Raw genomic sequence first — 19,834 nt, 5'->3', positions numbered from 1 at the left:
GCGATGCCGTTATTGACCTGAACCTGTCACTGAGGAATCGACACCACCTACCATCCTGTACTGGAGTGAAGCGCACATGAGCAGCAACGTTGACCTGAACAACCGTCCCGATTACGACCAGGTCCTGCAGGACATTGCCGATTACGTCCTGGATTATTCCATCGACTCCCGAGAAGCCCTCGATACCGCACGCAATTGCCTGATGGACACCCTGGGCTGCGGCCTGCTGGCCCTGCGTTTTCCCGAATGCACCAAGCACCTGGGGCCGATCGTCGAAGGCACCGTGGTGCCTTTCGGTGCCCGGGTGCCCGGCACCAGCTATCGCCTCGACCCGGTGAAGGCGGCCTGGGACATCGGCTGCATCGTGCGCTGGCTGGACTACAACGACACCTGGCTCGCGGCCGAATGGGGCCACCCCTCGGACAACCTCGGGGGAATTCTCGCGGTGGCCGATCACCTGTCACAAAAGCGCGTGGCCAATGGCGAAGCGCCGCTGACCATGAATGATGTGCTCAAGGCCATGATCATGGCCCATGAGATTCAAGGCGTGATTGCCCTGGAAAACTCCTTCAACCGTGTCGGCCTCGATCATGTGCTGCTGGTGAAAGTGGCTTCCACCGCAGTGTGCGCCAAGCTGATGGGGGCCAATCGCGAGCAGTTGCTGGCGGCACTGTCCCAGGCCTTTGTCGATGGCCAGGCGCTGCGTACCTATCGCCATGCACCCAATGCCGGTTCGCGCAAATCCTGGGCGGCGGGGGATGCCTCCAGCCGTGGAGTGCGCCTGGCGGATATCGCCCTGCGTGGCGAGATGGGCATTCCCGGCGTCCTGACGGCGCCGCAGTGGGGCTTCTATGACGTGCTGTTCAGCCATACCAACAAGGACCTGGCACTCAAACCCGAGGGCCAGCGGCAGTTCAGCCTGACGCAGAAATACGCCAGCTACGTGATGGAAAACGTGCTGTTCAAGATCAGTTTCCCGGCAGAATTCCATGCGCAAACGGCCTGCGAAGCGGCGGTGACCTTGCATCCTCTGGTGCGCAACCGCCTGCACGAAATCGACCGCATCGTCATCACCACCCATGAGTCGGCGATCCGCATCATTTCCAAGGTCGGGCCGCTGGCCAATGCCGCCGACCGCGACCACTGCCTGCAATACATGACCGCCGTGCCCCTGGCCTTCGGCACCCTGGTGGCGGAGCATTACGAGGACGATTTCCATGCCGCGCACCCGATCATCGATCAGTTGCGCGAGAAGATGCACATCGTCGAAGAGCCTCGCTACACCCGTGAATACCTGGAGGCCGACAAGCGCTCCATTGCCAATGCGATCCAGGTGTTCTTCAAGGACGGCTCCAGCACCGAGCAGGTCGCGGTGGAATACCCCATTGGCCACCGGCGCCGCCGCGCCGAAGGCATCCCGCTGCTGGAAGACAAGTTCAAGGCCAACCTGGCCACGCGTTTCACGGCCCAGCGTGCGACGCAGATTTTCCAGCTGTGCAAGGATCAGGCGCGGCTTGAGGCGACGCCGGTGCACCGGTTCGTCGACCTGCTGGTGATCTGAAACCCACCCTTGTAGGGGCGAGCTTGCTCGCGATGAACGTCAATGATGACGCGGGCTCGCTGGGCGGACGCGGTGTCCTCAAAGCCTTCGCGAGCAAGCTCGCTCCTACAGAATCTCTTTAGCGTCGGGCGGGCTTTCCGGACAGCCATTTGTCCAGGGGCAGTTTGGTGATGGCGAAACCGCCGAGCAAGGTCGAGGAATACAGCAGCAGGTCCCGGGACAGGCTCTGGCCTTCGTACCAGGCGCCGATGATCACCGCGAACACCGGAAAAATGATGAACACGAAGGACAGGATCACCGGGTTCAGTCGTTTCAGCAGGAAAAAATAGACAATGAACCCACCCACCGAAGCCGCCAGCCCCAGATACAGCAGGGCGCCCCAGGAACGCGGGCTGATGGTGGAAAAGTCCGGGTGCTCGATCCCCAACCCCGCCAGGCACAGCAGTAGACCGGCGATGCCGATCGGCAAGGTGTTGTAGGTGATGACGCTGATGGCGCTGCCGTGTTTCTTGGTGACCACGTAACACAGTGCATGCAGCAGCGCCGCGCCGAGAATTGCCATTACTCCCGAGAGTTCATTGTGGTCGCTGAGCAGGCCCTGGCCGCGAATGATCTGGAACAGGCTGGCAAAGCCGATGGCGATGCCGAGCAGTTGCGCCAGGTGAATCTTCTCCCGCAGCAGCAGGGCGGAAAAAATCAGGATGAACACCGGCATGCAACTGAACAGCAGCGCGGTCAGGCCGGAGGAAACGTGCACCTCGCCGTAGTTGAGCAGGGTGTAGGGCAGGCTGAAGTAGCACAGGGTGACGAATGCCAGGAAGCCCCGGCTGCCCTTGGGAAACATCAGCGGCTCGCGGCGCAGCCAGGCAAAACAGGCGAACAGCGGAAAGGCAATCAGAAAGCGCAGGCCGGCGGCGGTCAGTGGCGGCACGCTTTGCACCGCGATCTTGATGCCCAGCCAGGTGGTGCCCCAACTCAGGCAGACAATCAGGAACAGGGTGCAGGTCACCAGGGTGGCAAGCCAGGGGCGGGGCAGGGCGCGGGTGTCGGATATGACGGTGCTGGTATTCACGCTGGCATTCCTTTCGTGATGGGCAATTGACCTCTATATTGGGCGAGTCATTTGCGGTAATTGAGCCCTTGAGTAACGCTATTGGTGAAAATGATGGCTGTCAAAGTAAGTATTGATACAGTGTCAATGATGCGTTCCGCACTGCAGGAAGGGGTGGGCGCCAAGTACAAGCGACTGGCCGAGACCCTGGAAAAGGCCATTGCCGACGGTACGCTGGCCCCCGGTAGCAAGCTGCCGCCTCATCGCCTGCTGGCGGACAAGCTGGGCGTGACCATTGGCACCATCAGCCGCGCGTACGCCGAGCTGGAGCGCCTGGGACAGGTGGTGGCACGGGTCGGCGATGGTACTTATGTGCGCCAGGACGGTTTGCAGCGCCAGCGCGACAGCGGCTTTCGCAACGTCGCCGAGGAGCCTGAGGCGCTGTTCGACATGAGCCGCAACACCCATATTCCCGGCCAGGAAAACCATTTCATCGCTCAGGGCTTGCGGGCATTGGCAGAAGATCCTTTGGGTCTGCAGCAAATCGCCCGTTACAGCGCCGAGGCCGGTCTGGCGCGGTATCGCGCCGCGGGTGCGCGCTGGCTGACCCAGGATGGCCTGCAGGCGGATCCCGAGCAGGTGATTTGCGTCAACGGCGCCCAGCACGGCTTGCATGTCGCCTTGCTGGCACTGCTCAAGCCCGGCGATACCCTGGCCACTGAACACCTGACCTATCCGGGCCTGATCAGCACGGCGCGAATGTTGGGCATCAAGCTCCTGGGGTTGCCGATGGACGCACAGGGGCTGTTGCCGGAGGCCCTGGACGAAGCGTGCCGGCAGCACCGCATTTCAGCGCTGTATTGCACCCCGACCCTGCAAAACCCCACGGCTGCGGTGCAGTCCGCTGCGCGGCGCGAGGCCGTGGCGGAGCTCTGTCGCCGGCATAACCTGTTGATTCTGGAGGATGAAACCCACGCCGTGCTGATGGAGCGGCGCCCGGCGCCCCTGGCCCATTTCGCAGCGGAGCGCACGGTGCTGATCAGCAGCCTGAGCAAGGCCGTGGCGTCAGGGCTGCGGGTCGGTTTTCTGCATGCGCCGTCGCCCCTGGTGGGACGTTTGGCCGCAGCGGTACGCGCCACCTGCTGGATGGCCACGCCTTTGCCGCTGGAGCTGGTAGCGGGCTGGATCGACACGGGAGTTGCCGAGCGCCTGCGTCAGCAGCAGATGGCCGAAATCGCCCGGCGCAAGGAGCTGGTCACGGAGGTGTTGCAGGGGCTGGAGTGGCGCAGTCCGGAGGGTTGCCCGCATTTCTGGATCAGGGTTCCGGAGCCGTGGCGTGCCTCTGAAATCGAGGCGGATCTCAAGCATCAGGGATACCTGGTGGCCACTGCCGAAGCCTTTGCCGTGGGCCAGGCGGCGGTGCCGCAATTCGTCCGGGCCAGTGTCTGCAATACCTCCGCGGATGATCGTCGGCTACAGGACGGCTTTGCCGCGTTGGCCGCGGCCTTGAAGCAGGAGAGTGGGCTGTCCCGCTGGTAGGGCGGCAGGCGAGGGGCAGTGCAGGCCTCGCCTTCGGTCGCGCAGAGGTTACTTGAAGCGCCGTTCCACGCCTTTTTCCACGAGGATCTTGGCCGAGATCTCTTCCACCGAGAAATGGGTGGAATTGATGTGGGGGATGTTTTCGCGGCGGAACAGGTTTTCCACTTCGCGCACTTCGAATTCGCACTGGGCGTAGCTGGAATAGCGGCTGTTGGGCTTGCGCTCGTTGCGGATCGCGGTGAGGCGGTCGGGGTCGATGGTCAGGCCGAACAGCTTGTGCTTGTGGGCGCGCAGGGCATTGGGCAGCTGCAGGCGCTCCATGTCTTCCTCGGTCAGCGGGTAGTTGGCCGCGCGGATGCCGAATTGCATGGCCATGTACAGGCAGGTCGGGGTCTTGCCGCAACGCGACACGCCCACCAGGATCAGGTCGGCCTTGTCGTAGTAGTGGGTGCGGGCGCCGTCGTCGTTGTCCAGGGCGAAGTTCACCGCCTCGATCCGCTCCATGTAGTTGGAGTTGTGGCCAATGGAGTGGGATTTGCCGACGGAGTAGGAGGAGTGTTCGCTCAGCTCCTGTTCCAGGGGCGCGAGGAAGGTCGAGAAGATGTCGATCATGAAACCATTGGAGGTCGCGAGGATCTCACGAATGTCCTGATTGACGATGGTGTCGAAGATAATCGGGCGATGGCCGTCTTTTTCGGCGGCTATATTGATTTGTTGTACCATGGCCCGCGCTTTTTCCATGCTGTCGATATACGGCCGCGTGAATTTGCTGAAGGTAACGTTTTCGAACTGCGCCAACAGGCTCTGGCCGAGGGTTTCCGCTGTGATGCCGGTACCGTCGGAGATAAAGAAAGCAGATCGTTTCATTTGCGGCTTGGGCCTTAAGCTAGTGACGATTCTTGGATATGATAGGCGCGATTTGTCGGCCGGGAATGGCCCGCATTCTCACTTATTTTCCAGGTCCAGGCCATATAGCGGGCAAACGCTCCCTGGAGCAGCCGGCTTCTGAGCTTTTCCAACACAGTTAGTGGAGAGATCACCTTGGTAGAGTACGTAGTTTCCCTCGATAAGCTCGGCAAACACGATGTTGAGCATGTGGGGGGCAAGAACGCATCCCTGGGCGAGATGATCAGCAACCTCGCAGGTGCGGGCGTATCGGTCCCTGGTGGCTTCGCCACGACAGCTCAGGCTTATCGTGATTTTCTTGAGTTGAGTGGTCTGAACGACCAGATTCATGCGGCGCTCGATGCGCTGGATGTCGATGACGTCAACGCCCTGGCCAAGACCGGAGCGCAGATCCGTCAGTGGATCATGGAGGCCGAGTTCCCCGAGCGCCTCAACACCGAGATCCGTACCGCCTTCGCCGCACTGTCGGCGGGCAATCCCGACATCGCCGTGGCCGTGCGTTCCTCGGCCACTGCCGAAGACTTGCCGGACGCCTCCTTTGCCGGCCAGCAGGAAACCTTCCTCAATATCCGTGGCGTGGACAATGTGATTCGCGCTGCCAAGGAAGTGTTCGCCTCGCTCTTCAACGACCGCGCCATTTCCTACCGCGTGCACCAGGGGTTCGACCACAAGCTGGTGGCCCTGTCTGCCGGTGTGCAGCGCATGGTGCGTTCGGAAACCGGCACTGCCGGCGTGATGTTCACCCTCGACACCGAATCGGGCTTCCGTGACGTGGTCTTCATCACCGGCGCCTATGGCCTGGGTGAAACCGTGGTCCAGGGCGCGGTCAACCCGGACGAATTCTACGTCCACAAGAACACCCTTGAAGCCGGTCGTCCGGCCATCCTGCGCCGCAACCTGGGCAGCAAGGCGATCAAGATGATCTACGGCGACGAAGCCAAGGCTGGTCGCTCGGTGAAAACCGTGGACGTGGACGCCGCCGATCGCGCGCGTTTCTGCCTGACCGATGCTGAAGTCAGCGAGCTGGCCAAGCAGGCGATGATCATCGAGAAGCACTATCAGTGCCCGATGGACATCGAATGGGCCAAGGACGGCGACGACGGCAAGCTGTACATCGTCCAGGCCCGTCCGGAAACCGTGAAGAGCCGTACCCAGGCCAATGTCATGGAGCGCTACCTGCTCAAGGAAACCGGCACCGTGCTGGTGGAAGGCCGTGCCATCGGCCAGCGCATTGGCGCCGGCAAGGTGCGGATCATCAAGGACGTGTCCGAGATGGACAAGGTCCAGGCCGGCGACGTGCTGGTCTCCGACATGACCGACCCGGACTGGGAGCCGGTGATGAAGCGCGCCAGCGCCATCGTCACCAACCGCGGCGGCCGGACCTGCCACGCAGCAATCATCGCTCGCGAGCTGGGCATTCCGGCAGTAGTGGGTTGCGGCAACGCCACCGAGCTGCTGAAAGATGGCCAGGGCGTGACCGTTTCCTGCGCTGAAGGCGACACCGGTTTCATCTTCGAAGGCGAACTGGGCTTCGACATCAAGCAGAACTCGGTGGATGCCATGCCGGAGCTGCCGTTCAAGATCATGATGAACGTCGGCAACCCGGACCGTGCCTTCGACTTCGCCCAGCTGCCGAACGCCGGCGTGGGCCTGGCCCGCCTGGAGTTCATCATCAACCGCATGATCGGCGTGCACCCCAAGGCACTGCTGAACTACGCCGGGCTGCCACAAGAGATCAAGGACAGCGTCGACAAGCGTATTGCCGGCTACCACGATCCTGTGGACTTCTACGTCGACAAGCTGGTTGAAGGCATCAGCACATTGGCTGCGGCGTTCACACCGAAGAAGGTCATCGTGCGTCTGTCGGACTTCAAGTCCAACGAATACGCCAACCTGATCGGTGGCAAGCTCTACGAGCCGGAAGAAGAGAACCCGATGCTGGGCTTCCGCGGTGCTTCGCGTTACATCAGCGAATCCTTCCGTGACTGCTTCGAGCTCGAATGCCGCGCCCTGAAGCGCGTGCGCAACGAGATGGGCCTGACCAACGTCGAAATCATGGTGCCGTTCGTGCGCACCTTGGGCGAGGCCAGCCAAGTAGTTGATCTGCTGGCTGAAAACGGCCTCAAGCGCGGCGAGAACGGCCTGCGCGTGATCATGATGTGCGAACTGCCGTCCAACGCCATTCTGGCTGACGAGTTCCTCGAGTACTTCGATGGTTTCTCCATCGGCTCCAACGACCTGACCCAACTGACCCTGGGCCTGGACCGTGACTCGGGGATCATCGCCCACCTGTTCGACGAGCGTAATCCTGCGGTCAAGAAGCTGCTGGCCAATGCCATTGCCGCCTGCAACAAGGCTGGCAAGTACATCGGCATCTGCGGCCAGGGGCCTTCGGACCACCCGGACCTGGCCAAGTGGCTGATGGAGCAGGGCATTGAAAGCGTTTCGCTGAACCCGGACTCGGTACTGGAAACCTGGTTCTTCCTGGCTGAAGGTCAGGGCGCGGCGTAATCGGTGAGTGCAGAGCCGGTCGGTCGCAAGGCTGGCTGGCTCTTGAAGATTCAAGCAGGGCGTGCTTCTTCTGGATGCCGCCCTTTTTTGTGCAAGAAGAATATGCAAAGCAGCAGCAACCTATTTCCGGTCGCCTTGATCAGTGCCGAGCGTCGAGGCGACCTCAGCGAAGATGTCTATCGCTTGAAGCCCGGCAACAGTCCCGACCCTTCCGTGGAGTTGGCCGTCACCCGCCTGGGGCTGGCCGATGAGCCTGAAGCCCGGGGGATCCCCGTGGTCCTGCTGCATGGCAGCTTTTCCAATCGACGTTTCTGGTATTCGCCCAAGGGCATCGGGCTGGGGGCCTATCTGGCCCGCGCAGGCTTCGATGTGTGGATTCCTGAAATGCGCGGTCACGGTTTGTCGCGCCGCAATGCCGACTACCGCAAGAACCGTGTCGCCGACTACGCTCGGTACGATTTGCCGGCAATTGCCGCCTTCGTCCGTGAGCAAAGTGCGCAGGTTCCCCATTGGATCGGTCATTCCCTGGGCGGCACTACCCTGGCGGCGGCGTTGGGCGGGCAATACCTGGGTGATGCGGGCGTGGCTTCGGCGGCGTTTTTCGGTACCCAGATCAGCCGTACCTACTGGCCCTTGAAGATCCCGATGGTGGAGTGGGGTGGGCGCCTGGTGATCAAGCGCTTTGCCCAGTTGTCCGGCTCGCGGCTCAAGCGCGGCCCCGAGGACGAGCCCATCGGGCTGGCTCTGGAGAGCATGCGCTGGCATGGATTGTTTGGTCGTTTCGGCGATGCCGACAAGGATTGGTGGGCGGGCCTGGCGCAGGTTACGGTGCCGGCACTGGCAGTCAGTGCCGCAGGGGATCATCAGGATCCGACCTGGGCCTGTCGCAAGTTGTTCGAGCAGTTGGGCAGCGAGCAGAAACAATTTGTCTGCCTGGGGCGCGAGCAGGGATTCAGCGGTAATTTCGGTCACGTCGAGATGCTGGTGAGCAAACCGGCGCAGACTGAGGTCTGGCCGCTGGTCGCGTGCTGGCTCAAGGATCAGCAGGCTCCATTGCTGGTTTCTGTTGCCGAACCCGTGGCTGCGGTTTGAGGCGAAGGCTCTGACAAGGGCATTTCGCTCGATAGCGCTTGCGGCTAAGATATGACGCATTGCGCTTTTCTGGTCACATTCAGTTATTGAGTCGGCTTTCCGTTCCGCTCGCCTGGCTGCGAAAATACGGGGCAGGCGGGTTCGCTCATCAGGCCTTGCAGGTTAAACATCTGCGGTCTGGGCGCGTATCTATATAAGGCAGCACCGACACCTTCGATCGTGTTCTTTCTGTTACAGGAGTTTCTCGATGAACCATTACCTCACTCCCGACCTGTGCGACGCCTACCCGGACCTGGTGCAGGTGGTAGAGCCGATGTTCAGCAATTTCGGTGGTCGCGATTCCTTTGGCGGTGAAATCGTCACCATCAAGTGCTTCGAGGACAACTCGCTGGTCAAGGAACAAGTGGAACTCAAGGGGCAGGGCAAGGTGTTGGTGGTGGATGGTGGCGGCTCGCTGCGCCGCGCCCTGCTGGGCGACATGCTGGCCGAGAAAGCCGCAAAAAACGGTTGGGAAGGATTGGTGATCTACGGTTGTATCCGTGATGTGGATGTCATCGCCCAGACCGATCTTGGCGTCCAGGCCCTGGCCAGCCACCCGATGAAGACTGACAAGCGCGGCATCGGCGACCTCAATGTGGCGGTGACCTTTGCCGGTGTGACTTTTCGTCCTGGCGAGTATGTCTACGCCGACAACAATGGCGTGATCGTTTCGCCAAGCCCGCTGAAAATGCCTGAATAAACAATCGACCTGACAAGGGATGCGGATGTTCGAGGAAGAAAACGCGCAATGGGGGCTGGTACATGCCCTGGTGCTGGATGGTGAAGGCGGTGCGCGTTCGATTGCCCGGACTGAGCTCGACGACCTGCAACTGCAGGCCCATGAAAGCCTGTGGCTGCATTGGGATCGCAGTCATCCGCAGACCCAGACCTGGTTGCGTCGCTCCAGCGGCCTGAGCGAGTTCAGCTGTGACCTGCTGCTGGAGGAAAACACCCGGCCACGCCTGCTGGCGCTCCCGGACTCGGAGTTGCTGCTGTTTCTGCGGGGTATCAACCTGAACCCGGGGGCCGAGCCGGAAGACATGGTCTCGGTGCGGATCTTTGCCTCTGCCCAGCGTGTGATTTCATTGCGCCTGCGTCAGTTGCGCGCCACCGATGAGTTGCTGGTGCAGCTTGCCGAGGGCCGAGGGCCGAAGACGTCTGCCGAACTCCTCCTTTATATGGCCGAGTACCTGACCCACAAGGTGCAGAACCTGGTCAGCGACCTCTCGGAAGTGGTCGATGGCGAGGAAGAAAAACTGGATGCCGACGAACGGTATACCCCCGAGCACGGCAGCATTTTGCAGATCCGTCGGCGGGCTGCCGGGCTCAAGCGCTTCCTGGCTCCGCAGCGGGATATCTTCGCCCAGTTGAGCCGGATAAAACTGCCCTGGTTCGCCGTGGATGATGGTGATTACTGGAACGAGTTGCACAACAGTCTGACCCGTTACCTGGAAGAGCTGGAATTGACCCGAGAGCGCGTGGGGCTTGTGCTGGAGGCCGAAGACCGGCGTTTGAGCGTGCGCATGAATCGCACCATGTACCGCTTCGGGATCATTACCGGGATCTTCCTGCCGATGAGTTTTCTCACCGGCCTTTTGGGGATCAACGTTGGCGGCATTCCGTTCTCGGCCAGCCCTTATGGTTTCATCATCGCCTGCCTTTTATTGTTGGCGGTGGCCGTGGGGCAATGGTGGTTGTTTCGTCGTTTGCGCTGGGTGTGATGATGCTTCATGTGACCCGAATAAATCTGATCGCGTCTTTTTCAGACATCACCAGAGGTGCGTATGCACGATCCGTTTGAACAGTCTTTGCGTGACATGCTCAAAGCCTCGCCATCGAGCCGCGATGACGATGCCTGCCTGGGCCGCGTACTGAAAACCGCCAACCGTCAGGTGGGGGCGGGGGATCTGTTCAGCCTTCTGGGCCGCTGGCTGCCGGCGCTGATGATCGCCTTGAATAACGGATCGGCTCATATTGCGCCGGTTTCTCGTCGTAAATCTTCTGCTCGCACTGCTGATAAGGCTGATTGAATATGGAACTGGATCTCTGGACGCAGAGCCTCGTCACGGCGATGACCGCCTTGTGGACCAAGGTGGCGAACTTCATTCCGAACCTGTTCGGCGCGTTGGTGGTGCTGTTGCTGGGCTTCGTGGTGGCCAAGCTGCTCGATACCCTGCTCTCGAAATTGCTGGCCAAGCTGGGCCTGGATCGCCTCATGGGCGGCACCGGCCTGACCAAGTTGCTGTCTCGTGCGGGTTTGCAGGTACCCATCTCGACCCTGATCGGCAAGATCGTCTATTGGTTCGTTTTGCTGATTTTTCTGGTTTCTGCTGCTGAATCCCTTGGCCTTGAGCGAGTTTCGGCTACGCTCGATATGCTTGCGCTGTATTTACCGAAGGTTTTCGGTGCTGCGCTGGTGCTGCTGGTGGGGGTTTTGCTGGCGCAACTGGCCAATGGCCTGGTACGCGGCGCCGCAGAAGGCGTAGGCCTGGATTACGCCAGCGGCCTGGGGCGAATTGCCCAGGGGTTGGTGATCATCATCAGTATTTCCGTGGCGATCAGTCAGTTGGAGGTCAAAACCGACCTGCTCAACCATGTGATCGTCATTGTATTGATTACCGTTGGTCTGGCTGTTGCGCTGGCCATGGGGTTGGGAAGCCGGGAAATTGCCGGGCAGATTCTTGCGGGAATCTATGTGCGTGAGTTGTATCAGGTTGGGCAACAAGTACGTGTTGGTGAGGTCGAAGGCCAGATCGAAGAGATTGGCACGGTTAAAACTACATTGCTGACCGATGAGGGTGAGCTAGTCTCTCTCTCCAATCGGATCCTGCTGGAGCAGCATGTAAGTAGCCGCTAACCCGGCAAACCCTGCTAATGTATGCCGCCGCAAAATGCCCGTCATCGGGCTGCGGCGGACATTGACCTGACTGTCGGCACGACTCGTTTTGAATAAAACCCAATCGCTATCCACGCGCTATGACCCCCGTGAGCTCTCTGATGAGGAGTTGGTTGCGCGCTCACATACGGAGCTGTTTCACGTAACACGCGCCTATGAAGAGTTGATGCGGCGCTATCAGAGGACCCTATTTAATGTTTGTGCACGTTATCTGGGGAACGATCGGGATGCGGATGATGTCTGTCAGGAAGTGATGTTGAAGGTGCTGTATGGCCTTAAGAACTTTGAGGGTAAATCGAAGTTCAAGACATGGCTATATAGCATCACGTACAACGAATGCATCACGCAGTATCGCAAGGAGCGGCGCAAGCGTCGGTTGATGGACGCTTTAAGTCTTGACCCCCTCGAGGAGGCCTCTGAAGAGAAGGCGCCGAAACCTGAGGAAAAGGGCGGACTTGACCGCTGGTTGGTGCATGTGAACCCGATTGATCGGGAAATTCTGGTGCTACGATTTGTCGCAGAGCTGGAATTTCAAGAGATCGCGGACATCATGCATATGGGGTTGAGTGCTACAAAGATGCGTTACAAACGTGCTCTTGATAAATTGCGTGAGAAATTTGCAGGTATTGCTGAAACTTAGTTCGGCGCAAATATCTCTTACGTCTAGGTGAGTTCTGATAGACTTACCGCCGAGTTGTCCCCCGGTATGTGGGACTGCTTTACAATCACCAGATGGGGATTTAACGGATGAAACTGAAAAACACCTTGGGCATTGCCATTGGTTCTATTGTTGCCGTGACTTCGTTCGGCGTTCTGGCGCAAGGCCAAGGCGCGGTCGAGGGTGAACTGTTTTACAAAAAACAGTACAACGACAGCGTTAATCACGTTGAAGACGGCTTCAACCCAGGCGCATCGATCGGCTACTTCCTGACCGACGATCTGTCGTTGAACGCCACCTACGACAAGACCAACCACACCCGTTCCAACGACGGTACTGGTAACCAGAAAATCAAAGGCGACAACTTCGGCCTGAACGCTCAGTACCACTTTGGTACCGTGGGTGACGCTCTGCGTCCATACGTTTCCGGCGGTGTTGCTCACAAGAGCATGACCAACGTTGAGGCCGACGGCCACAGCGGTCGCGACCAGTCGACTTTCCTGACTGCAGGCGCTGGTGTTAAGTGGTACATCACCGACAACCTGTTCGCCCGTGCTGGCGTTGAAGCTGACTACAAGCTGGACAACGGCAAGTGGGACTACGCTCCTACCATCGGTCTGGGTGTGAACTTCGGTGGCAGCGGCGGCAAAGTCGCTCCAGCTCCAGTAGCACCAGCTCCAGCTCCAGAGCCAGCTCCAGAAGCTCCAGTTGCTGAAGTGGTTCGTGTTGAGCTGGACGTGAAGTTCGACTTCGACAAGTCGGTCGTCAAGCCTAACAGCTACGCTGACATCAAGAACCTCGCTGACTTCATGAAGCAGTACCCACAGACCACCACCGTTGTTGAAGGTCACACTGACTCCGTCGGTCCTGACGCTTACAACCAGAAGCTGTCTGAGCGTCGTGCAAACGCCGTTAAACAAGTTCTGGTTAACCAGTACGGCGTTGGCGCTAACCGCGTTCAATCCGTTGGTTACGGTGAGTCCCGCCCAGTTGCTGACAACGCAACTGAAGCTGGTCGCGCAGTTAACCGTCGCGTAGAAGCCTCGGTAGAAGCTCAAGCTAAGTAATTAGTCTTGTAGCTTGGAAAAACCCGGCCTAGGCCGGGTTTTTCTTTACCTGCGATTTGCCTTCCTGGCGCGAGAGTCAGGCCAGTTGCACCTGGGTTTCAGAGGTAAGGGCCGTGACCGACGCGGTTGCCGCGACTGCCCCGATAACCAGGATTGCCGGGCTCTTGAGGGCGAAAACCTGGGCGTCGCGTTCCATGTTCGCCAGTACGCTGCGACATTCGCGCTGCTGCGGCAGCGAGGCGTTTTCAATCATCGCCACCGGCGTATCCGCCGCCAGTGCACCACCGAGCAACTGCTCGGCAATCTCCGCCAGCTTCGCCACGCCCATGTAGATCACCAGGGTCGTTCCGCTGTGTGCCAGCGCCTGCCAGTTCAGTTGGCTGTCGTCCTGCGTATGAGCAGTTACCAGAGTCACGCCTCGAGCAACGCCGCGTAGGGTCAGGGGAATATCACAGCGTGTGGCACCTGCCAGGCCGGCGGTTATGCCGTTTACCAGCTCCACTTCGATGCCCCGTGCCTTGAGCCACTGTGCCTCCTCGCCGCCACGCCCGAAAATGCTCGGGTCGCCGCCTTTGAGGCGCACTACGCAGCGGCCCTGTCGGGCGTAGCGCAGCATCAAGCGGTAGATAAAGGCTTGGGGCGTCGAGCGACAACCGCCGCGCTTGCCCACCGGAATCACACGCGCCCCGGGGCAATGCTCCAGCACGGCAGGGTTCACCAGGTCATCGATCAGCACCACATCGGCCTCACCGAGGGCGCGTACGGCCTTGAGGGTCAGCAGCTCCGGGTCTCCGGGGCCAGCGCCTACCAACCAGACTTTTGCATTCATAGGGTTTCCTCACTCCAGGGCGACGACAGGTTGCACGCAAGCCGCGAGCAGGCGCTTGATCTCCGGCACGCAGGAGCCACATTGGCTGCCGCAACCCAGTTGCTGTTTCAGTTGTTCCATATCCAGGCCTTGCGCGATTCCGGCGCAGACCGCGCTGTGGCTGACGTTCCTGCAATTGCACAAGATGCGTTCCCGTTGTCCGCCCAGGCCGCTGGCGTCTGGCGGTGCACTCATCGGCGCCAGCAGCCAGCGCCTTAGTTGTTCATCGGCGCGGCCTTGCTGCCACAGCTCGTGCAGCCAATGCTGTGCCAGGGTTTCCCCGGACAAACGGATGGCGATAATTCGCCCCTGTTCGATCCGCACTCGCTTGCCGATGGCCCGGCGCAGGTCGTCGTAGGCCAGTACCGGGCCTGTGTCGAGCTGCAATTGCCGGTCGATGGCCTGAAGCAGTGCCGCTTGTGGTGCTTGCGCATGGGCGGCGCGAATCACCAGTGCCGGGCGCTCGCGACCGGTCAGGCTGAGGCTGACATAGGCCAGAGCCTGGCAAAGAGGGCGCAGGGCCCGGAAATGCGCCTGCACATCACCTTCAATCAGCACGAACAGTTGCCAAGGCAGTAGCACCGGTTCCAGGCGCACGCCGCTGTGCTTGAGTTCCGGCTGTTTGGACAAGGGGTCGAAGGCGGGCTGGGTGACGGCATTGACCCCGCCCTTGAGGAAGCGATCGCCGAAGTGCATGGGCAGGAAGGCTTGCCCGGGGCGCACGCTGTCATCGCCGGTCACCGCCACGATTACGCTGCCGCGCCGGCTCTTCAGGTTCACCAGTCCTCCATCTCGCAGGCGTTGGCGCCGCAGTTCGTCCGGATGCAGGCTCAGCAAGGCTTCGCTGACATGGCCGAACAACTGCGCCGCAGTGCCTGTACGGCTCATGCCGTGCCATTGGTCGCGCAGGCGGCCGGTGATCAGGGTCAGGGGGAAGCGTGCGTCCCGCTGCTCCTTGGCTGCTACATAAGGGTCGCTGACAAAACGCGCACGGCCATTGGCGGTGGGAAAGATCCCGTGTACATACAGGCGCTCAGTACCCTGCGTCGCGCCTTCAGGGAAGGGCCATTGTTGTGGGCCGAGGCGGTCGAGCAACTCGTGGCTGAGGCCGCTCAGATCCAGGTCGCGGCCGCGGGTCAGGCTCTTGTATTCATCGAACACCCGGGCGGCGCTATCGAAGGCAAACAGGCTCGGCAGGCCGGGGCGCAGGAATCGCTCCAGGCGTTGAGCAAAATCCACGGTGATCGCCCAATCCGCTCGGGCCTCGCCGGGGGCGGCAACGGCCTGGCGGACATGGGAAACCCGGCGCTCGGAGTTGGTCACCGAGCCTTGTTTTTCGCCCCAACTGGCGGCTGGCAGTAACAGGTCGGCGAATGCCGCGGTTTCGGTGGTGGCAAAGGCTTCCTGCAGAACCACGAAAGGGCAGTTCAGCAGCGCCTCGTGCACTCGGTTCTGGTCCGGCAGGGATTGCGCCGGGTTGGTGCAGGCGATCCACAAGGCCTTGATGCGGCCGCTGCGCATCTGTTCAAACAGCTCCATTGCGCTCAAGCCAGGGCTGGCGGGCAGTTGCTCCACGCCCCAGTAGGCGGCGACTTCGGCGCGGTGATCCGGGTCGGCAGCCTCGCGGTGTCCAGGCAGCAGGTTGCTCAAGCTGCCGGTTTCGCGCCCACCCATGGCATTGGGCTGACCGGTGAGCGAGAAGGGGCCTGCACCGGGGCGGCCGATTTGCCCGGTGGCCAGGTGCAGGTTGATCAATGCACTGTTTTTCGCGCTGCCGGCGCTGGACTGGTTCAGGCCCATGCACCACAGGGACAGAAAACTTGGCGCATTGCCCACCCACTGGGCGCATTCCTGCAATTGCTCGAGGCTGATGCCGCACAGCTGGGCCACCATCGGCGGGGTGTAGTCGCGGACCAGGGCCTTGAGCTGCACCAGGCCCTCGGTGTGTTGCTGGATGAAATCCCGGTCGATCCAGTCCTCCCACAGCAGCAGGTGAAGGATGCCGTGAAATAAAGCGACATCTGTGCCGGGCAAGATCGCCAGGTGCAGGTCAGCCAGGTCGCAAGTGTCGGTACGACGCGGGTCGATCACTATGACTTTCATCTGTGGGCGTTGGCTTTTGGCCTGTTCCAGGCGACGAAACAACACCGGATGGGCGTAGGCCATGTTGCTACCGACGATCATCACGCAGTCGCTTTGCTCCAGATCCTCATAGTTGCACGGCGGCGCGTCGGCCCCCAGGCTGCGCTTGTAGCCCACCACCGCCGAAGACATGCACAGCCGGGAATTGCTGTCGATGTTGTTGGTGCCCACCAGGGCCCGGGCCAGTTTGTTGAAGGCGTAGTAGTCCTCGGTCAGCAGTTGCCCGGAAATATAGAACGCCACGCTGTCCGGGCCGTGCTCGGCGATGGCCTGGGCGAACACCCCAGCGGCATGTTCCAGGGCGCTGTCCCAGTCGCAGCGGTTGCGGGCCAGGGCCTTGCCCAGGCGCAGTTCCGGGTACAGCGCGCGGGCCGCGTGGTCGCCGGTCAGGTGCAGGCTGGCGCCCTTGCTGCACAGTTTGCCGAAGTTGGCCGGGTGCGTCGGGTCGCCACTGACCCCGAGAATATGTCGGCCGTCATGCTCGATCAGTACCCCGCAGCCGACCCCGCAGTAGCAGCAGGTCGAGGCCGTGCTCTGGCGCTCCATTACCCGGCATCCTGCAGGGCCAGCAGCACCCGGCCGCTTTCCACTCGGGCCAGATGCTGGTGGGCGCAGCCGTGGTCTGGGGCCTGGGCCTGCCCGGACTCCAGATCGATCTGCCAGTTGTGCAGCGGGCAGGCTACCCGTTTGCCGTAGATCAGCCCCTGGGATAGCGGCCCGCCCTTGTGCGGGCAGCGATCGTCGAGAGCGAAGACTTGATCATCGCTGGTACGAAAAATTGCGATATCGCCCTTGGGGCCCTTGATGATGCGCGAGCCCAGGGTGTTGATTTCTTCCAGGGCGCAGATATCCAGCCAGTTCATGCCGGCACCTCCAGTTGTTTTACGGGGATCGACTCGAACTCTTTTTTCAGCTGCGGCTCGGCCAGGCGCTGTTGCCATGGGTCCTGCTCGAAGGACAGGGAGAACTGCAGGCGCTCGTTCAGCGCCTTGCGCCGCTGCGGGTCTTCCAGCACGGCCTTTTTCACGTGTTCCATGCCGACCCGTTGCAGGTAGTGCACGGTGCGTTCGAGGTAGAAGGCTTCTTCGCGGTACAGCTGGAGGAAGGCGCCGTTGTATTCGCGCACTTCTTCGGCGGTCTTGAGCTTGACGAAAAACTCCGCCACCTCGGTCTTGATCCCGCCGTTGCCGCCGATGTACATCTCCCAGCCCGAATCGACGCCGATGATGCCCACGTCCTTGATCCCGGCTTCCGAGCAGTTGCGCGGGCAACCGGAGACCGCCAGCTTGACCTTGTGCGGCGACCACATGTTGAACAGGTCGTGTTCCAGCTCGATTCCCAGCTGGGTGGAGTTCTGCGTGCCGAAACGGCAGAACTCGCTGCCGACGCAGGTCTTCACGGTGCGGATGGATTTGCCGTAGGCGTGGCCGGACGGCATGTCCAGGTCTTTCCAGACTCCTGGCAAGTCTTCCTTGCGGATGCCCAGCAGGTCGATGCGCTGGCCGCCGGTGACCTTGACCATGGGCACCTGGTACTTGTCGGCGACATCGGCGATGCGTCGCAGCTCGGACGGATTGGTCACGCCGCCCCACATCCGCGGCACCACCGAGTAGGTCCCGTCTTTCTGGATGTTGGCGTGGGCCCGTTCGTTGATCAGCCGCGATTGCGGATCGTCCCGGGCTTCCCCCGGCCAGGTGGAGATCAGGTAGTAGTTCAGCGCCGGACGGCAAGTGGCACAGCCGTTAGGGGTGCGCCAGTTGAGGTAGCTCATGGTGCCGGCGATGGTCAGCAGGTGCTGGTCGCGGATCGCCTGGCGGATCTGCCCGTGGTTCAGGTCGCTGCAGGCGCAGATGGCTTTTTCGCTTTTCGGCTTGACGTCCGCCGCGCCGCCCACGGTATTGATCAGGATCTGTTCCACCAGCCCGGCACAGGAGCCGCAGGAGCTGGCGGCCTTGGTGTGCTTCTTGACCTCGTCGACGCTGAACAGCCCCTGTTCCTGAATGGCCTTGACGATGGTGCCCTTGCACACCCCATTGCAGCCACAGACCTCGGCAGTGTCGGCCATGCTCATGGCCTTGTCCTGGCCCTGATGGCCGACGTCGCCCAACGCGTTCTCACCGAACATCAGGTGGTCGCGGATCTCGCCGATGGCCTGCTGCTCGCGGATCTGCCGGAAGTACCAGCCGCCATCCGCGGTGTCGCCATACAGGCAGGCGCCGACCAGCACGTCGTCCTTGATCACCAGCTTCTTGTAGACCCCGCCAATGGGGTCGGCGAGGGTGATGGTTTCGGTACCGTCGCCACCCATGAAATCCCCGGCGGAAAACAGATCGATGCCAGTGACCTTCAACTTGGTGGACGTCACCGAGCCCTGGTAGCGGGCGAAGCCCAGTTGGGCCAGGTGGTTGGCGCAGACCTTGGCCTGTTCGAACAACGGCGCCACCAGGCCGTAGGCGATACCGCGGTGGCTGGCGCACTCGCCGATGGCGTAGATGCGCGGGTCAAAGGTTTGCAGGGTGTCGTTGACCAGTATCCCGCGGTTGCAGGGCAGGCCGGCCCGTTCCGCCAGCTCGGTGTTGGGACGGATGCCGGCGGCCATCACCACCAGATCGGCGGGGATGATCTCGCCATTCTTGAACTGCACCGACCCGACCCGACCATTGCCGGCATCGATCAGGGCCTGGGTCTGTTCGCACAGGCGGAACTTCAGGCCGCGGCTTTCCAGGGCGTTTTGCAGCAACTGGCCGCTGGTCTGGTCCAGTTGTCGCTCCAGCAGCCATTCGCCGATATGCACCACGGTCACATCCATGCCGCGCAGCTTGAGGCCGTTGGCGGCCTCCAGCCCCAGCAGGCCGCCGCCGATCACCACCGCATGGGTGTGAGTCCTGGCCGTGTCGATCATCGCCTGGGTGTCGGCAATGTCGCGATAGCCGATCACCCCCTGCAGGTCCTTGCCGGGAATCGGCAGGATAAAGGGCGTGGAGCCGGTGGCGATCAGCAGACGGTCATACTCGGCTTCGCTGCCGTCCTCGGCGATCACCCGGCGCCTGATCCGGTCGATCTCTACCACCTTGCGGTTGAGCAGCAGCTTGATGTGGTGGTCCAGGTACCAGTCCAGGTCGTTGAGGACGATGTCCTCGAACGTCTGTTCACCGGCCAGCACCGGCGACAGCAGGATGCGGTTGTAGTTGGTGTGGGGTTCGGCGCCGAAGACCGTGATGTCGTACAGCTCATCGCTCAGCTTGAGCAGTTCTTCCAGGGTGCGGACCCCGGCCATGCCGTTGCCGATCATCACCAGTTTGAGTCTTTTCATGGGCTTCTCCGGAGCTCAGGCAGGGTCAGTGACGCCTGGCTCGACAAAATGCGCGCAAACAAAAAAGGCGTCCCGTCAGTGGCCTGACGAGGACGCCTTTGTCCGATCCCGTTCTCTCGGGAAGCCTGCCTTCGTCGTTGAAGGCCGGGCTTTATGTCTGTTGCCTGACGCAATGCAGCGCCTGTGCCAAG

Annotated in this window: 16 protein-coding genes; 10 read left to right on the top strand and 6 right to left on the bottom strand. The window is 61.2% G+C overall.

The genetic code is table 11. The features are described from left to right. Positions 1-76 precede the first annotated feature (76 nt). Positions 77-1,561 carry a 2-methylcitrate dehydratase gene (gene prpD, locus AC1RMG_RS27660; RefSeq protein ID WP_053157060.1) on the top strand — a complete coding sequence of 495 codons (1,485 nt, stop codon included), beginning with the start codon at positions 77-79 and terminating at the stop codon, positions 1,559-1,561. Positions 1,562-1,679: 118 nt separating this feature from the next. Here prpD and AC1RMG_RS27655 read toward each other — a convergent pair whose 3' ends face one another. After that, positions 1,680-2,633, bottom strand: a complete 954-nt coding sequence (locus tag AC1RMG_RS27655; RefSeq protein ID WP_493170754.1) for a DMT family transporter — start codon at positions 2,631-2,633, stop codon at positions 1,680-1,682. A gap of 93 nt (positions 2,634-2,726) precedes the next feature. Here AC1RMG_RS27655 and AC1RMG_RS27650 point away from each other — a divergent pair, with 93 nt between their 5' ends. Then, positions 2,727-4,151, top strand: a complete 1,425-nt coding sequence (locus tag AC1RMG_RS27650) for an aminotransferase-like domain-containing protein (RefSeq protein ID WP_019093275.1) — start codon at positions 2,727-2,729, stop codon at positions 4,149-4,151. 48 nt (positions 4,152-4,199) lie between these two features. Here AC1RMG_RS27650 and ppsR read toward each other — a convergent pair whose 3' ends face one another. After that, positions 4,200-5,018: a posphoenolpyruvate synthetase regulatory kinase/phosphorylase PpsR gene (ppsR, locus tag AC1RMG_RS27645; protein ID WP_011060188.1), complete on the bottom strand. Its 819-nt coding sequence runs from the start codon at positions 5,016-5,018 to the stop codon at positions 4,200-4,202. A gap of 174 nt (positions 5,019-5,192) precedes the next feature. Between ppsR and ppsA the strand changes: the two genes are divergently transcribed. From ppsA to AC1RMG_RS27605, 8 genes are all read left to right on the top strand, one after another. Beyond that, complete coding sequence (gene ppsA, locus AC1RMG_RS27640; protein WP_041116859.1) at positions 5,193-7,568, top strand: phosphoenolpyruvate synthase; 2,376 nt, start codon at positions 5,193-5,195, stop codon at positions 7,566-7,568. 102 nt (positions 7,569-7,670) lie between these two features. Further along, positions 7,671-8,660, top strand: a complete 990-nt coding sequence (locus tag AC1RMG_RS27635; RefSeq protein WP_015634749.1) for an alpha/beta fold hydrolase — start codon at positions 7,671-7,673, stop codon at positions 8,658-8,660. Between the two features lie 247 nt (positions 8,661-8,907). Further along, a complete protein-coding gene (gene rraA, locus AC1RMG_RS27630; RefSeq protein ID WP_011060191.1) occupies positions 8,908-9,399 on the top strand; it encodes a ribonuclease E activity regulator RraA in 492 nt (163 codons plus the stop codon). Between the two features lie 25 nt (positions 9,400-9,424). After that, positions 9,425-10,420 carry a zinc transporter ZntB gene (locus tag AC1RMG_RS27625; protein WP_011060192.1) on the top strand — a complete coding sequence of 332 codons (996 nt, stop codon included), beginning with the start codon at positions 9,425-9,427 and terminating at the stop codon, positions 10,418-10,420. Between the two features lie 63 nt (positions 10,421-10,483). Continuing rightward, positions 10,484-10,729 (top strand): hypothetical protein, encoded by a 246-nt coding sequence (locus AC1RMG_RS27620; RefSeq protein ID WP_011060193.1) that lies wholly within the window; start codon positions 10,484-10,486, stop codon positions 10,727-10,729. Positions 10,730-10,731: 2 nt separating this feature from the next. Then, a complete protein-coding gene (locus AC1RMG_RS27615) occupies positions 10,732-11,556 on the top strand; it encodes a mechanosensitive ion channel family protein (protein WP_008048604.1) in 825 nt (274 codons plus the stop codon). Positions 11,557-11,644: 88 nt separating this feature from the next. Further along, a complete protein-coding gene (sigX, locus tag AC1RMG_RS27610; protein ID WP_011060195.1) occupies positions 11,645-12,235 on the top strand; it encodes an RNA polymerase sigma factor SigX in 591 nt (196 codons plus the stop codon). A gap of 107 nt (positions 12,236-12,342) precedes the next feature. Next, a complete protein-coding gene (locus tag AC1RMG_RS27605) occupies positions 12,343-13,320 on the top strand; it encodes an OmpA family protein (RefSeq protein ID WP_011060196.1) in 978 nt (325 codons plus the stop codon). Positions 13,321-13,396: 76 nt separating this feature from the next. On the opposite strand, the gene cobA is transcribed toward AC1RMG_RS27605, so the two are convergent. The 4 genes from cobA to nirB are packed head-to-tail and all read right to left on the bottom strand — an operon-like array spanning position 13,397 to position 19,643. Continuing rightward, positions 13,397-14,149: a uroporphyrinogen-III C-methyltransferase gene (gene cobA, locus AC1RMG_RS27600; RefSeq protein WP_041116862.1), complete on the bottom strand. Its 753-nt coding sequence runs from the start codon at positions 14,147-14,149 to the stop codon at positions 13,397-13,399. A 9-nt stretch (positions 14,150-14,158) separates the two neighbouring features. Further along, complete coding sequence (locus tag AC1RMG_RS27595; RefSeq protein WP_493170751.1) at positions 14,159-16,876, bottom strand: nitrate reductase; 2,718 nt, start codon at positions 16,874-16,876, stop codon at positions 14,159-14,161. Further along, a complete protein-coding gene (nirD, locus tag AC1RMG_RS27590; protein ID WP_015634753.1) occupies positions 16,876-17,193 on the bottom strand; it encodes a nitrite reductase small subunit NirD in 318 nt (105 codons plus the stop codon). Before nirD ends, AC1RMG_RS27595 begins: the two co-directional genes overlap by 1 nt. Then, the gene (gene nirB, locus AC1RMG_RS27585) at positions 17,190-19,643 is read right to left on the bottom strand and encodes a nitrite reductase large subunit NirB (RefSeq protein ID WP_125062697.1); all 2,454 of its coding nucleotides are present in this window, start codon (positions 19,641-19,643) and stop codon (positions 17,190-17,192) included. The genes nirD and nirB overlap by 4 nt, the downstream gene beginning before the upstream one ends. Positions 19,644-19,834: the final 191 nt, after the last annotated feature.

The organism is Pseudomonas sp. GW822-FHT04H02, assembly GCF_058800645.1.
Note: the sequence above shows the minus strand (reverse complement) of the source record. Positions and strands in the feature narration are given on the sequence as shown.